We start from the raw sequence: 14,488 nt of genomic DNA, 5'->3' as shown, positions 1-14,488 counted from the left end.
GCGGGGCGCTCACTCGACAGGGGAGTCCGCCGCCCGCGTTGGGTCGAGTGAGCGCGTGGTCCCACCCGTCACACGGGCAGCTGGGGCTGATGGGGCTGGTGAGGCGGGGCGCTCACTCGACAGGGGAGTCCGCCGCCCGCCTTGGGTCGAGTGGGCGCGTGGTCCCACCCGTCACACGGGCAGCTGGGGCTGATGGGGCTGGTGAGGCGGGGCGCTCACTCGACAGGGGAGTGCGCCGCCTGCGTTGGGTCGAGTGGGCGCGTGGTCCCACCCGTCACACGCCGGTCAGCGGTTCTGCCACGCATCGGGCGTGGCCAACAGCTGGCGGACCCGGTCGGGCAGGTCTCCCGTTCGCAGGTCTTCCAGCGATGTGTCGTCGAGCACCTCGCGCAGGCTCGCCCGCACCGCGACCCAGAGGCTGGGCAGGTGGGTGGCGACCCCTTGGTACGTCGTCTCGTGGGGCCGCAGCCCGCGCACCTCGGCCAGGGGCCCGTCCACGGCGCGGAACACGTCGCCGATGCTGATCTCACGGCGTTCGCGGGCGAGCACGTACCCGCCCCGCGCTCCGCGCCGGCTGAGCACCAGACCCGCTCGGCGCAGGTCCGCGAAGATCGCCTCGAGGAACTTGCGAGGCAGATCCTGACGGTGCGCCAACGAGTCGATGCTGACGGGTCCGGTGCCTTCGGCCTCGCCTTCGGCAAGGATGAGCATCGCCCGGACGGCGTAGTCCACACGCGCGGAGATGTCCACGGGTGCAGTGTGCCTCATGAGCGGGAGCCTGCCGACGACTCAGCACCCTCGAGTCCTCCCGCAGTCGAATGGTCGCTGTGACCGTCCGGCCCGCGACGGGCCACCTGCGCGGGCCGGACCACTCGACCTGGCCTGGGACTGCGGCCCGCTCGAGGCGGGCACGAGCTCAGATCGCCAGGGCCGGGTCGAGCTCGACGACACTCGAACGCTGGGCGGCGCGCGCGTGCACCGTCTCGCCCTCCCTCAGCTGCAGCTCGGCCGCGTCGCGCCGGGTCACCTGGGCCGCGAACCGCTCACCGGAGTCTGCCCGCAGCTCCACCCGCACCTCGAAGCCCAGGGGCACCACCCGTTCGACGACGGCCTCGATGACCCCAGGGGAGTCGGGCACCTTGGCGTCCTGGGCCAGCGCGGTCGCGCGGTCCCGCTCGAGCACGATGTCGTGGGGCCGCACGAGCTGCCCGCCAAGCCTGGCAACCGAGCCGAGGAAGCTCATGACGAAGTCGTTCGCGGGGCGCTCGTAGAGCGTGACCGGGTCGCCCACCTGCTCGATCCGACCCTTGTTGAGCACCGCGATCCGGTCGGCGACATCGAGGGCCTCCTCCTGGTCGTGGGTCACGAGCACCGTTGTCACGTGGACCTCGTCGTGCAGCCGCCGCAGCCACTGACGAAGGTCCGTTCGCACCTTCGCGTCGAGGGCCCCGAACGGCTCGTCCAGCAGCAGGACCTGCGGGTCGACGGCGAGCGCTCGCGCCAGGGCCATCCGCTGGCGCTGGCCACCGGAGAGCTGCGCAGGGTAGCGGTTGCGGAACCCCTCGAGGCCGACGATCTCGAGCAGGTCGTCGACGCGCCGGTCGATCTCGCCCTTGGGTCGCTTGCGGATCGTCAGCCCGAAGGCGACGTTGTCGCGGACAGTCATGTGCTTGAAGGCGGCATAGTGCTGGAAGACGAAGCCGATCCCGCGTCGCTGCGGTGGCTCGTCGGTCACCTCGCGGCCCTCGATCGTCACGGTCCCGGAGTCGAGCCCTTCGAGGCCGGCGATCGACCGCAGCAGGGTCGACTTGCCGGATCCGCTCGGCCCGAGCAGCGCGGTGAGCGACCCGCTCGGGATCTCGATGCTGACGTCGTCGAGTGCGGTGAAGGCGCCGTAGTTCTTGCGGGCGTTGGTCACAGAGATCATCGGTCGGTCCTCTTGCGGTCGAGCAGGGTCATGAGCAGGAGCACGAGCAGGGCGATCCCCATGAGGAGGGTCGCGGCGGCATACGCGCCGTAGGTGTTGTGGTCGTCGATGTAGCGCGCGTGGACGAGCAAGGTGAGCGTCTGCGAGACGCCGGCGAAGCCGGAGGACACCATGATCACGGCGCCGAACTCCCCGAGGGCGCGGGCGACGGTCAGGACGATGCCGTAGGTCAGGCCCCAACGGATGGCGGGCAGCGTGATGCGCCAGAACGTCTGCCAAGAGCTGGCGCCGAGGGTGGACGCGGCCTGCTCCTGGTCCTGGCCGATCTCGTGCAGCACCGGCTCGACCTCGCGCACGACGAACGGCAGCGTGACGAAGAGGGTCGCGATGACCATGCCGGGCAGGCCGAAGATGACCTTGAACCCGGCCCGATCGAGCCCCCCGAACCACCCGTTGACGCCCCACAGCATGATGAGTGACACGCCGACGACGATCGGCGACACCGCGAAGGGCAGGTCGACGACCGCCTGCAGCAGCCCGCGTCCTCGGAACCGGCCGCCCCGCACAAGGGCCAGGGCCGTGGCGACGCCGAAGATGACGTTGAGCGGCACGACGATCGCGACGATGAGCAGCGACAGGTTCAGGGCGGAGATCGCAGCTGGGGTGCTGATCGACGCGAAGAAGGTGCCGAGCCCCGGCGACAGTGCACGCCAGAGGATGACGCCGATGGGCAGCCCGATGAGGGCGACGAGGTAGCCCAGGGCGACGACGCGCAGTGACAGCCGGGTTCCGCGCGAGATCCTCACGGCGCGCGCTCCTCTCGTCGCCGGGTCCGGCTGGCGACGACGCGCAGCACGAACAGGGTCAGGAAGGCGATCGCAAGCAGGGCGACGGAGACGGCCGCGGCGTTCTGCGGACGGTCGATCTCGATCTGCTGCTGGATGTACTGCGAGGCGACCTGCGTCTCGCGCGGGATGTTGCCGCCGATGAGCACGACCGAGCCGTACTCCCCGATGGCGCGCGCGAACGCCAGTCCCGTGCCGGACAGGATCGCCGGTGCGAGGGTGGGCAGCAGGACGCGACGGAACGTGGTCCAGCTCGACGCGCCGAGCGAGGCGGCCGCGTCCTCGACCTCGCGGTCGGACTCGATGAGCACCGGCTGGACGGACCGCACGACGAACGGCAGCGTGACGAACAGCAGCGCCACGACGATCCCCGGGCGAGTTGCGTTGAGATGCACGCCGATCGGGCTGTTCGGCCCGTAGAGCGACAGCAGCACGATGCTCGCCACGATGGTCGGGAGAGCGAACGGCAGGTCGATGACGGCGTTGACGACGCGCTTGCCGGGGAAGTCGTCACGGACCAGCACCCACGCCACGAGCGTTCCGAGCACAGCGTTGACGAGAGCCACCGCGGCCGCCACGAGCACGGTCACCCACAGCGACGCGAGCGCGGCCGGCGCGGTCACCGCCTGCCAGAAGCCGGCCCAGCCGTCCGAGAACGCCGTCACGGTGAGGGCGGCGAGCGGCAGCAGCACAATGACGCTGAGCCACAGGGTGACGACGCCGATGCCGAGCGGCTGGGCGAGCCGACGTCGTGGACGCCGACGTGCCGGTGCGGTCAGGCGGTGCGGGACCCCGCCGTCGCCGGATGCCGCAGGATCACCCCCTTGGTATGCCGCAGGGTCACCCCCGGGGTATGCCGTTGGGTCACCCCCGGGGTATGCCGTCGCGCCTGGTCCCCCGGACGGGCGCGGGTGCGCGGGCGCCTCCTCGTGCGGCGCCGTGCCTCGCTCGGCACCCGGCGCGCGCGACCGCAGGGAGGCCGAGCGCTCGGCCTCCCTGCGGTTGACGGCGTTCGACGTCACTTGGTCGCCTTGTCGTAGATGACGGCGATGTCGCCGACGTCCTTCTTGAACAGGGTGGAGTCGACTGTCTTCCACCCACCGAGGTCGGCGATGGTCCACAGCTTCGCCGGTGCCGGGAAGCTCGAGGCGAACTGGGCGGCGACCGTCGAGTCGACGACGCGGAACCCGGCCTTGGCCAGCAGGGTCTGCGCCTCAGGCGTGTAGAGGTAGTCGTTGAAAGCCGTCGCGGTGGCGAGGTTCTTGCTCGTCTTGATCACCGCCGCAGGGTTCTCGATCTTGAACGTCGTCGGAGGGGTGACGTGCTCCACCGCTTCGCCGTCGCGCTCGAGGAACAGCGCCTCGTTCTCGTAGCTGAGCAGCGCGTCGCCCGAGCCCTGGATGAAGGCCTCACTCGCCTCTCGTCCGGACTTCGGCTGGATCTTCACGTGGTCAGTGACGAGCTGGTTGATGTAGGCCAGGCCGGCAGCCTTGTTCACGCCGCCATTGCTCTTGGCGGCATACGGAGCCAGGAGGTTCCACTTGGCCGAGCCCGAGGAGAACGGGTTGGGGGTGACCACCTCGACGCCGGGCTTCAGCAGGTCGTCCCAGTCCTTGATCCCTTTGGGGTTGCCCTTGCGAACGACGATGGTGACGACGGAGCCGAAGGGAATTCCCTTGTGCTCGTTGGCATTCCAGTTCGCATCGACGAGCCCGGCGTCGACCAGGCGGGTGATGTCCGGCTCGACCGAGAAGTTGACGAAGTCGGCCTCGGCGCCGGCGGCGACCTTGCGGCTCTGGTCGCCCGAGGCGCCGTAGCTCTGCTGGAACTGCACTCCCTTGCCGGCCGCGGTCTTCTGGAACGCCGGGATCACGGCGTCGAACCCGACCTTCGGGACGGCATACGCGTACAGGTTGATCGTGCTCGTCGCGGCACCCGCGGGGGTGGAGCCCGGCTGGTCCACGACGTCACTCGAGCCGCCGGCACACGCCGTCAGACCGAGGGTTCCGGCGATGACGGTGGCGGCGAGAGCGATGAGCGGGCGTCGCATGATGTGGCTCCTCAAGGGTCTGGCGCGGCTGCGCGGGGTCCGAGGAGAGCGGCTGCTTTCCTATCGGATATATGGGAGTTTCGAATAGCAGAGCGTTACTGGTCAAATAACTTGCGCTTATGTCTCAGAGTGTGGTCCCGCCCGACTCGGCCGGAAGCACACCATTTGGGGGCCGTGTCGCGCTGGTGGTGGGGGATCGGGCCGGAAGCTCACGATTTGGGGGCCGCGGCGCGCTGGTGGTGGGGGATCGGGCCGGAAGCTCACCATTTGGGGGCCGCGGCGCGCGTGTGGCGGGGTGGCCACTCGACCTTGAGGGGGTGTGGCGGGGTGGCCACTCGACCTTGAGGGGGTGTGGCGGGGTGGCCACTCGACCTTGAGGGGGTGTGGCGGGGTGGCCACTCGACCTTGAGGGGTGTGGCGGGGTGGCCACTCGAGTCGAGGGTGGGGGTCAGTCGGCGCGGGAGAGGGTGCGCACCTGGAGCACCGGGCCGACCATCGAGATCGTGGCGACGTCGACGGCGTGCTCACCGCTGACCGTCACGCGCGCCCCCGGCTCGGCGTCGACGGCCCATCCGGGCGGGAACAGCAGCTCCCACGTGGTCCCGTCGTCCGCATCGAGAACGAGCGGCTGCATCTCGATCTCAGCGCGGCGCAGCGTCCCGCGGACGACCACCGTGGGCCGCGGCCGTTGCGAGGCCGCCTTCGTGACGGCGTCCGAGAAGAGGCCGGGGAACCGGCGAAGCTCCTCGGGGGAGCGTCCGCGTCCGGGCCCGGACGCGCCGGCGGGGAGGTCCCGGCGGCTGCCGGGGCCTCCCCGCTCGGTGGGGTCACCCATGGTCACTCGCTAACGCTCGTGGTTATCCGTGGAAGCACTTGCTCCTGCCACGGTAGCCGCGCCGCTCGCGACCACCAACTGTCACGGCACGTCGACCCGCACGATCGTCGGGTTCGGCAGACCGCTCTGGCCGGCGTAGGCGACCGAGCCCAGCAGCTTGCCCTTGGGCAGCGCGCTGCTGAACGAGAGCGACACCGTGCCGGTCTGGCCGATGACGGCCGCCGGTGGCGCCGATACGGTCATGTTGCCTTCGTCGGCCGAGCCGAGCAGCCACGTGTGCAGCTTGAACGGCGACGACCCGTCGACGCCCCAGCCCTGCACCACCACGGTGTAGGTGGCCGCTGCCGGGTTGACGAGGTTGACCTCCTCGGCGGATGTGCCCGAACCGCTCGAACCGACCGGTGATGCTCCGTTGAAGACACAGAGGTCGATGTCGCTGCCTGGCTTGACGTCAGCGTCGAAGAGCGCGAACCGCGCGTAGGTCGTGCCCGCCGGCACGGCCACGTCCACCTTCTGCGCGTTGGGCGAGGTCAGCGAGCAGGTCGAGTCGGTCGGGTCGTCCGGCACGACGCCGTCGGTGATCGCGGGGGCGACAAGGCCGCGGGCCGTTGCGGTGAACGGGCCGGTGTAGCCGAAGGTCACGCCGTACGAGGTCCCGCTCGGCGTCGCCGTCACCGTCGCCGGGGCCGCGAGCGCGACGGGCCGGATGACGATCGGCGAGCGCACCGAGTGCGTCCCGTCGGACCAGATGAGCTGGCCGCCGGCGTAGGCGTTCAGGCCCGCGGTCGTCCGGGTGAAGGTCACCGTGAAGGTGCCCGACTGGCCCGCAGCGAGCTCGAGCGTCGCCGGCGAGACGACCGTGGTCATGCCCGACACGCTGGCGTTGGCCGTGTAGGTCGCCGTCGTCGAGCCGACGTTGGTGACCCGTCGCGTCACGGTCTGCTTGCCGGCCAGGTCGCCGATCGCGATGGACGCGACGTTCATGTCGCTCGCGTCCGTGCTGTACCCGGCGCCCTTGAGGGCGGTGCAGGCGCTCGGGTTGACGGCGTTCGAGCTGCCGCAGAGGAAGGCGAGCCAGTCGTTCCAGCTGCTGTCGTAGACCAGGCCCGGGTCGGCCGCCGAGTTCGGCTTGATGTGGCCGGCACCCTGGCGGAAGGTCACCGTCGGGTTGGTGCCCGGCCCGTCGAGGACGTCGTAGGCGCTCGTCATCAGGGCGCTCTTGATCGCCATCGGCGACCAGCCCGGGTGCAGGTCCTTGAGCAGCGCGGCGACACCGGCCACGTGCGGCGACGACATCGACGTGCCCGAGAGCAGGTTGAAGTTCTCACCGTGAGCCGTGGACGGCGACACGGCCGCGAGGATGTCCTGGCCGGGGGCGATGACGTCGGGCTTGAGAACGTCTCCGCCGCCCGCGCGCAGCGGCCCCCGCGACGAGAACGACGCCGTGAACGGTGCGGGCGCCGTGGTCGTCAGCACGCCCTTGTGGATCGTCGCTGTCGCTCCGGTGGTGGCGGCATATGCCTTGACCGCGGCGCGGTCGGTGTCCTGGAGGTGGACCGTCGGGACCGCGTGCAGGTCGGCGTTGATGGAGTTCGTCGACGTGTTGACGAGGATCATCCCGACGCCGCCGGCCTCCTGCACCGCGAGGCTCTTGTTGGTGCGGCCCGTGACGCCGCGGTCACAGAGCACGATCTTGCCCTTGACCTTCGCAGGGTCGAGGGCATTGCCGCCGTCATCGGCGCTCGAGTAGCAGAGCGCGACGTGGTCCGCAGGGGCGCCGTCCTTGCCGGCGGCCGTGGCGTCGATGAGGGGGGCGTTGACCTCCTGCGCCGCGACGCTGGCGCCGTTGTACGTGACGCCGTTGCCCAGCGTGACGCTGCCGATGCCGTCGCGGTTGTGCGTGCCGGCGGCGACGGTCGTCACCCAGGGCGACGGGTGCGCGACGGTCGAGGTCGTCGGGCCGCTGTTGCCTGCCGACGTGGCGACGAAGACGCCTGCGTTGGCGGCGAAGAGGAACGAGATCTCCACCGGGTCGGCGAAGTTGGTCTGGCTGCCGCTGATCGAGTAGTTGATGACGTCGACGCCGTCGGCCACGGCCTGGTCGATCGCCGCCACGAGGTCAGAGGTCGTGCCCCCGGCAGTGTCGCCGCTCTCCGTCGACCAGAGCGCCTTGTACATGGAGATGCGGGCGCGCGGGGCGATGCCGCTGATGCCGTTGGGCGCGAGCCCGCCCGCAGCGCCGGTCACCGGGACGGCGTGGTTGCCACCCGACGTGCTCGACGTGTGCGTGCCGTGGCCGTTGTAGTCACGGGGCGAGTTGAACTCCCAGGGCTTGTCGCGGTCGATCGCCGCGTTGCCACCTTGGCCGGCGTTGTAGTAGCGGGCGCCGATGAGCTTCTGGTTGCAGAGCGAGTTGTTCCACTGCTCGCCGTTCTCGCACTTGGCGTTCCAACCTGGAATCTGCTGGTACGCAAGCTTGCCCGTCGCCGCACGGGTCGGGATGCCGTTGCCGTCGACCCGGTCGGTGAAGGAGAGCGACTCGGGCCAGATGCCGGAGTCGATGACGCCGATGACGACGTTCTCGCCGGCGCTCTTCGTGCCGCCGAGCTGGTCCCACAGGCCGCCCTTGTCGGTCAGGCCGAGGAAGGCGGGCGTCGTCGACGTGTCGACCGTGTAGGTCTCCTGGCGGGTGACCGCCAGAACCCCGTCCGCAGACTCGAGGGACTTGGCCTGTGCCGCGGTGAGCCGCGCGGCGAATCCGTTGTACGTGTAGGCGTAGTCGTAGAGCTTGTTGCCGGCTCCGACCTTGCCCAAGGCTCGCGCGTGAGCGCCCTTGAGGTGGTCGACATACGACGTCACCGACGGCGACGTGACGTCGATCTTGTGGCCCTTCGCAGGCTTGGTGGCAGCCAGACCCGGGGTCCCGCCGTCGTAGGCGATGACCGGCAGCTCGGCCATCTGGACGACGTAGACGCCGTCGGAGTATGCCGTGTCAGCAGCGGCCGGAGCGGCGGCGGGCGCGAGCGTGGGCGGGGCGGCGCCGGCAGATCCTGTGCCGGCGACGGTGAGGGCCAAGGGCAGCGCGGCGACTGCTGCCAGCCAGCGACGATTCATGAGTTCTCCTGTCGGATTCCCCCGAGAACGCATGGGCGAGGTCTTCACCCGGTGGTAGCAGGACCATAACCGGCGAATGCCTCGATTAGGGAGGCTTTGCCGGTTGAAAATCTGGTGGGTCAGGCTCCGGCGTGCCGCAGGGTCAGGTCGAGCAGCGCGACCGCGCCGCGCTTGTCGAGCGGCTCGTTGCCGTTGCCGCACTTGGGCGACTGGATGCAGGACGGGCACCCGGAGATGCACTCGCACCCCGCGATCGCCTCGCGGGTCGCCGCCAGCCAGGGGCGCACCCGCCGGAAGCCGCGCTCGGCGAAACCAGCTCCACCGGGGTGGCCGTCGTAGATGAGGATCGTCGGCAGGCCGGTGTCCGGGTGCAGCGCCGTCGAGACCCCGCCGATGTCCCACCGGTCGGCGGTCGCGAACAGGGGCAGCATCCCGATCGCCGCGTGCTCGGCGGCATGCGCCGCTCCGGGTATGCCGCCCTCCTCCACGCCCGCCCCGGCGAGCTCCTCGACGGGCATCGTCCACCACACCGCCTTGGTCGTGAGGGTGCGTGGCGGCAGGTCGAGGGCGTGCTCTCCGATCACCTCGCCCCCCGGGAGGCGGCGCAGGAACGAGACGACCTGGTTGCGCACCGTCACGTGCCCGAACGAGCAGCGGAGTGGTCCCCAGGCCTCGTGCTCGGTCTCGCGGACGATCTGGAAGTCGCTCACGGACCGGGCCTGGGTCGACCAGCCGGGGTCGCCCCGCACGGCGAAGGCCGCGTGGGCGTCGAGGTCGAGCTCGGTGACGACCCAGCTCTGGCCCTGGTGGACGTGCACGGCGCCGGTGTGGACCTGTGAGTGCGCGGCCGACTCGTCGACGGTGCCGACGACGCGACCGGTGCGGCTCTCGATGATGCGGACCGGCTCGCCCGCTCCGCGCAGGGAAAGGTGGTCCGCCGGCCGGTCCTCTCGTCCCCAGAACCACCCACGCGGGCGTCGCTTGAGGATGCCGCGGTCCACGAGCAGGTCGAGGAGGGCGCGGGTCTGAGGTCCGAACAGCTGGAAGTCCTCCTCGGTCACCGGCAGCTCGGCCGCCGCCGCGGCGAGATGCGGAGCGAGGACGTGCGGGTTGTCGGGGTCGACGACCGTGGCCTCGATCCCGCGGCCGAAGACGGACTCGGGGTGATGCACGACGTACGTGTCCAGCGGGTCGTCGGCGGCGACGAGCACGGCGAGCGAGCGGTCGCCGGAACGCCCCGCCCGCCCGGCCTGTTGCCACAGCGACGACAGCGTGCCGGGCCAGCCGGCGAGGATCACCGCATCGAGGCCGGTGACGTCGACACCGAGCTCGAGCGCGTTGGTGGCTGCGAGCCCGAGCAGCCGCTTCGACCGAAGGTCGCGCTCGAGCTCACGCCGCTCCTCTGGAAGGTAGCCACCGCGGTATGCCGCGACGCGGTCCTCGGATGTCGCTGGCACGCGTTCTCGGGCGATCCGGGCGACCACCTCGACCGCCGCGCGGGACCGGGCGAAGGCGACCGTCTGCACATCGCGCTGGACGCACCCGGCGAGCAGCTCACCTGTCTCGGTCACGGTGCTTGTCCGCTTGGGCAGACCCGACGCGTCGACGACGAGTGGCGGCTCCCACAGCGCGAACGTCATGGCAGCGCGTGGCGACCCGTCGTGCGTGACCGGGCGGACCGGCATACCCAGCAGCCGGGAGGCGTGCTCCTGCGGGTCGGCGACGGTGGCCGACGCGAAGACGAAGGTCGGGGACGCCTTGTATCGGGCCGCGACCCGGCGCAGCCGCCGCAGGACGGCTGCAAGGTGTGCTCCGAAGACGCCGCGGTAGACGTGGCACTCGTCGACGACGACGAAGCGCAGCGCCCGCAGGAACGACGACCATCGGTCGTGACCGGGCAGCAGCGAGTGGTGCAGCAGGTCCGGGTTGGTCAGCACGAGGTTCGCGTGGTCGCGGATCCAGCGGCGCTCGTCGGTGGCGGTGTCGCCGTCGTACGTGGCGGGGCGCACCCCCGGGAGGGCCAGTGCGGTCACGCGGGCGAGCTGGTCGGCGGCCAGCGCCTTCGTGGGCGAGATGTAGAGCGCCGTGGCACCGCGGCCGTTGGGCGCCGCGGAGCCCGCGACCAGGTCGCTGAGCACGGGCAGCAGGTAGCCCAGGCTCTTGCCCGACGCCGTGCCGGTGCTGACCACGACGTGCTCACCACGGTGTGCGGCCTCGGCGACCTCGACCTGGTGCGACCACGGCGCCGCGATGCCCGAGCCGACCAGAGCCCCGAGCAGGGTGGGCTCGACCCAGTCCGGCCAGTCGGCCGTGCTCGCGGTCCGGGCGGGAACCTGGTGGACGTGCACGAGCCGCTCCGGCTGGTCGCCGACCAGCCCATGGAGCAACGCATCCGGGTCGATGTGCTGTGATGGCGGGCGGGCTGCGCCCACCGAACCGGGACCGGGAGCGTCCGGCACGGTGGAAGTGGGGTGGGCCTGCCAGTTCATGTGGAGCAACCGTATGCCGTCGGGGTACGGTTACCGACGAGCGGGGCATGTTACTCCGTGGTCGGTAACCTGAGGGTCAGGCGACCGGCGAGGTTCGGCACGTGGGATCCGAGGGTCCGCGTGCACCTGTGGGATGAGGAAGGTGCTGTAGGTGGATCTCTCGATCACCCGAGCGGACCATGGCGACCAGACCGTGGTGCACCTCGGCGGTGAGATCGATGTGTATACCGCCCCGCTCGTGCGCGAGAAGCTCGACGAGCAGATCGTGGGTGGCCGCACCAAGCTCGTCGTCGACCTCACCGACGTGACCTTCCTCGACTCGACCGGCCTCGGCGTGCTCGTGGGCCGGCTCAAGCTCGCGCGCACCCGCGGCGGGTCGATGCGGCTCGTCGGCAAGGACGACCGCGTCCTCAAGGTCTTCTCCATCACCGGCCTCGACAAGGTGTTCGAGATCCATCGCGACCTCGAGTCGGCGCTCGCGGCGGCAGCCGACGAGTCGGCCCCGAGCGAGCGGTCCTCCTGAGCGACACGCCCGTCGCCGACCGCGAGCTGGTCGCGCGCATGCGCTCCGACCTCACGGCGGCCCGGTTCACCGTCGACGGCGTCGCGAAGCGGCTCGGGCCGATGGCCTCTGCGGCGCTGCATCGCGAGCAGCCGCTGCCGGCGCTGCTCGCGACGGCTCCCGGCTCGGGCGTTGACCCATGCGGCACGCTGGTCCGCCTGTTCACCCTCGGCTGTCCGGTGCCCGCCTCGGCGGCCGCGGCGGCGTTGCCCACGCTCGGGGTCGCCGGCGCGCAGGCACTGGGTCTCGTCCGGACGGTGGACGACGACGTCGTTGCGACGTGCGACCTGCAGCCCTACGCCGACGACGACCGTGACCGGTGGGTCGTCTCGGACCTGTCGGAGGTTGCGACTGGGGAGCCGCTGCGGCCCGACCACGTGCTCGGCATCGGCGGCGCCTCGACGACGCTCGCGTCCTGGACGGTCCGGCGACCCGTCGAGCGCGCCCTCGACCTCGGCACGGGCTGTGGTGTGCAGGCGCTTCACCTCGCGGGGCACGCGCAGTCGGTCACCGCGACCGACATCTCCGCGCGAGCACTGGCGTATGCCGCCTTCAACGCTGCGCTGGCAGGTGCAGACATCCTCACGCTCCAGGGTGACATGCTGGATCCCGTTGTGGGGCAGCGGTTTTCGCTTGTCGTGAGCAACCCACCCTTTGTCATCACGCCGCGCGACTCGGCCGTGCCGCGCTACGAGTACCGTGACGGCGGCCGCCCGGGCGACACCCTCGTCCGGTCCCTGGTCCGCCAGGTCGGCTCGGTGCTCGAGCCCGGCGGCGTGGCGCAGCTCCTCGGCAACTGGGAGGTCCCGCGCGGGCGCACTTGGCGCGACGTGTGGACGGAGTGGCTCGACGAGCAGGCGCGCGTCGGCGTGGCCCTCGACGCGTGGGTGGTGCAGCGCGAGTCCCAGGACCCGGCCCAGTACGCCGAGCTGTGGGCGCGCGACGGCGGGGCTCAGCCGGGCAGTGAGGCCCACACCACGATGTATGCCGCCTGGCTGCGTGACTTCGCCGCCCGCGATGTCGAGTCGGTCGGGTTCGGCGTGGTCACCCTCCAGCGACCCATCGGCGACCGTTCCCCGTGGCGCAGCCTCGACGAGGTCACTGGCCGGGTCGCCGCCCCGATGGGCTCCGCTGTCGACGCTGGACTGCGGGCCCGGACGTGGCTGGCCGAGCACGATGACGACGACGTGCTCGACGTGGCGTGGTCGTGCGCTCCAGACGTCACCGAGGAACGACACGGTCGCCCCGGCGCGGAAGACCCGAGCGTGATCCTCGTGCGGCAGGGCGGCGGGCTGGGACGGGTGGTGCGCGCCGGGATGCTGCTGACGGCATACCTCGGGGTGGCCGACGGCACCCTGACGGCACGGGCGGCGCTCGAGGCGATCGCGACGATCGTCGAGGCGGATCCGGCGACAGTGCGGGCCGAGGTGCTTCCGCAGGTGCGCGACCTCGTCGCCGACGGTCTGCTCGTCTAGGCGCCACCCCACCCCGGTCTGCGTCGAGTGGCCGCCCGGCCCCACGCGGTCTGCGTCGAGTGGCCGCCCGGCCCCACCCCGGTCTGCGTCGAGTGGCCGCCCGGCCCCACCCGGTCTGCGTCGAGTGGCCGCCCGGCCTCACCTGCCACGTGACTGGTGGGACTCGTGGGAGGGAGGGGCCACTCGACGGGTGGTGCTCGTGGGAGGGAGGGGCCACTCGACGGGTGGTGCTCGTGGGATGGAGGGGCCACTGGATGGGATGACGGGGGTTTTGACAAAGGACTTGTGAGTGAGTGCTCACTCATTCATGATGGTCGGGTGGCAGAACGAACCGGGCGGGCCGCGCCCATGCATCCGGACGACCGGCGAGACGCGCTCATCGCCGTGTTCATCGACCTCGCCCACCGGGAGGGGCGCAAGCCCTCGACGAGCGAGATCGCTCACGAGGCAGGCGTCGCCGAAGGCACGATCTTTCGCGTCTTCCCGACCAAGGAGGCCCTCGAGACGGAGGCGGTGCAGACCGCGTTCTGCCCGGCCCCGGTGAGGCGCGCCATCGCCGCGATCGACCAGTCGCAGAGCATGCGCGACCGACTCGTCGACTTCACGGCGATCATGCAGAAGAGGTTCACCGACGTCTTCGGGCTGATGGCCGCGCTCGGCCTCACCCAGCCGCCGAACCGCGGACCGCACATGGCGTGCTTCGAGGCCGGGAGGCACCTGCGCGGCGCGACCGACGAGGGCACCGAGCATGTGGCCGCCCACCAGCCCCTGCTCGATGCGATCAACGGCGCCCTCGTCGACGACTCCGTCGACCTCGTGGTCCCGGCACGCGAGGTGATCCACCGAATCCGCCTGCTGACCTTCTCCGGCAGCCATCCGGGCATCGCCGACGGCATGGTCCTGACGCCCGAGGAGATCGTCGACACGGTGCTCTACGGCCTCGTCGTCCGACCGTCGCCGACGGGCAGCGGGCTGATGATCGCCGAGCTCTACGAGGCGCAAGGTGGAGACGCCGAGACCCTGCGCCGCGTCTCCCGGCTCGACGGCTCGCACGAACGGCTCAGCCCCGCGGAGCTCGAGGAGATCCGGGCCGGTGGCGGATCCACGCCCGCGGAGCACACGAGAGACAAAGCAGTTGACCCTCACCCCACGTGAGTCCCTAACGTACCCAGCGACCTCGACGACTCGAAA

The 14,488-nt window shown here is 71.0% G+C and carries 11 protein-coding genes; 3 read left to right on the top strand and 8 right to left on the bottom strand.

Annotation, left to right across the window (positions count from 1 at the left end):
* Positions 1-285 precede the first annotated feature (285 nt).
* The 8 genes from ACYVLP_RS13425 to ACYVLP_RS13390 all read right to left on the bottom strand — a co-directional run bounded on the left by ACYVLP_RS13425 (position 286) and on the right by ACYVLP_RS13390 (position 11,260).
* On the bottom strand, positions 286-750 hold the full coding sequence (locus tag ACYVLP_RS13425; protein WP_452269993.1) for an RrF2 family transcriptional regulator: 465 nt from the start codon (positions 748-750) through the stop codon (positions 286-288).
* Between the two features lie 166 nt (positions 751-916).
* Positions 917-1,927 carry a sulfate/molybdate ABC transporter ATP-binding protein gene (locus ACYVLP_RS13420; protein ID WP_460627850.1) on the bottom strand — a complete coding sequence of 337 codons (1,011 nt, stop codon included), beginning with the start codon at positions 1,925-1,927 and terminating at the stop codon, positions 917-919.
* On the bottom strand, positions 1,924-2,733 hold the full coding sequence (cysW, locus tag ACYVLP_RS13415) for a sulfate ABC transporter permease subunit CysW (protein WP_460627849.1): 810 nt from the start codon (positions 2,731-2,733) through the stop codon (positions 1,924-1,926). Before cysW ends, ACYVLP_RS13420 begins: the two co-directional genes overlap by 4 nt.
* The gene (cysT, locus tag ACYVLP_RS13410) at positions 2,730-3,794 is read right to left on the bottom strand and encodes a sulfate ABC transporter permease subunit CysT (RefSeq protein ID WP_460627848.1); all 1,065 of its coding nucleotides are present in this window, start codon (positions 3,792-3,794) and stop codon (positions 2,730-2,732) included. Before cysT ends, cysW begins: the two co-directional genes overlap by 4 nt.
* Positions 3,791-4,822, bottom strand: a complete 1,032-nt coding sequence (locus ACYVLP_RS13405; protein ID WP_460627847.1) for a sulfate ABC transporter substrate-binding protein — start codon at positions 4,820-4,822, stop codon at positions 3,791-3,793. The genes cysT and ACYVLP_RS13405 overlap by 4 nt, the downstream gene beginning before the upstream one ends.
* Before the next feature lie 448 nt (positions 4,823-5,270).
* Positions 5,271-5,657: a hypothetical protein gene (locus tag ACYVLP_RS13400; protein ID WP_460627846.1), complete on the bottom strand. Its 387-nt coding sequence runs from the start codon at positions 5,655-5,657 to the stop codon at positions 5,271-5,273.
* A gap of 81 nt (positions 5,658-5,738) precedes the next feature.
* Entirely contained in the window at positions 5,739-8,771 is a 3,033-nt protein-coding gene (locus tag ACYVLP_RS13395; protein WP_460627845.1) for a S8 family peptidase, read from the bottom strand.
* 119 nt (positions 8,772-8,890) lie between these two features.
* Positions 8,891-11,260 carry a DEAD/DEAH box helicase gene (locus ACYVLP_RS13390; RefSeq protein ID WP_460627844.1) on the bottom strand — a complete coding sequence of 790 codons (2,370 nt, stop codon included), beginning with the start codon at positions 11,258-11,260 and terminating at the stop codon, positions 8,891-8,893.
* A gap of 151 nt (positions 11,261-11,411) precedes the next feature.
* Between ACYVLP_RS13390 and ACYVLP_RS13385 the strand changes: the two genes are divergently transcribed.
* The 3 genes from ACYVLP_RS13385 to ACYVLP_RS13375 all read left to right on the top strand — a co-directional run bounded on the left by ACYVLP_RS13385 (position 11,412) and on the right by ACYVLP_RS13375 (position 14,452).
* The gene (locus tag ACYVLP_RS13385) at positions 11,412-11,783 is read left to right on the top strand and encodes an STAS domain-containing protein (RefSeq protein WP_452270427.1); all 372 of its coding nucleotides are present in this window, start codon (positions 11,412-11,414) and stop codon (positions 11,781-11,783) included.
* 38 nt (positions 11,784-11,821) lie between these two features.
* Positions 11,822-13,297 (top strand): DUF7059 domain-containing protein, encoded by a 1,476-nt coding sequence (locus ACYVLP_RS13380; RefSeq protein WP_460627843.1) that lies wholly within the window; start codon positions 11,822-11,824, stop codon positions 13,295-13,297.
* A gap of 318 nt (positions 13,298-13,615) precedes the next feature.
* A complete protein-coding gene (locus tag ACYVLP_RS13375) occupies positions 13,616-14,452 on the top strand; it encodes a TetR/AcrR family transcriptional regulator (protein WP_460627842.1) in 837 nt (278 codons plus the stop codon).
* The last annotated feature ends 36 nt before the right edge of the window (positions 14,453-14,488 follow it).

Source organism: Intrasporangium mesophilum, assembly GCF_054783095.1.
Note: the sequence above shows the minus strand (reverse complement) of the source record. Positions and strands in the feature narration are given on the sequence as shown.

Coding starts and splice junctions, on each gene's coding strand:
- ACYVLP_RS13420 (WP_460627850.1), bottom strand. CDS start 1,927: ATGATCTCTGTGACCAACGCCCGCAAGAACTACGGCGCCTTCACCGCA.
- ACYVLP_RS13380 (WP_460627843.1), top strand. CDS start 11,822: ATGCGCTCCGACCTCACGGCGGCCCGGTTCACCGTCGACGGCGTCGCG.
- ACYVLP_RS13400 (WP_460627846.1), bottom strand. CDS start 5,657: ATGGGTGACCCCACCGAGCGGGGAGGCCCCGGCAGCCGCCGGGACCTC.
- ACYVLP_RS13395 (WP_460627845.1), bottom strand. CDS start 8,771: ATGAATCGTCGCTGGCTGGCAGCAGTCGCCGCGCTGCCCTTGGCCCTC.
- ACYVLP_RS13405 (WP_460627847.1), bottom strand. CDS start 4,822: ATGCGACGCCCGCTCATCGCTCTCGCCGCCACCGTCATCGCCGGAACC.
- ACYVLP_RS13390 (WP_460627844.1), bottom strand. CDS start 11,260: ATGAACTGGCAGGCCCACCCCACTTCCACCGTGCCGGACGCTCCCGGT.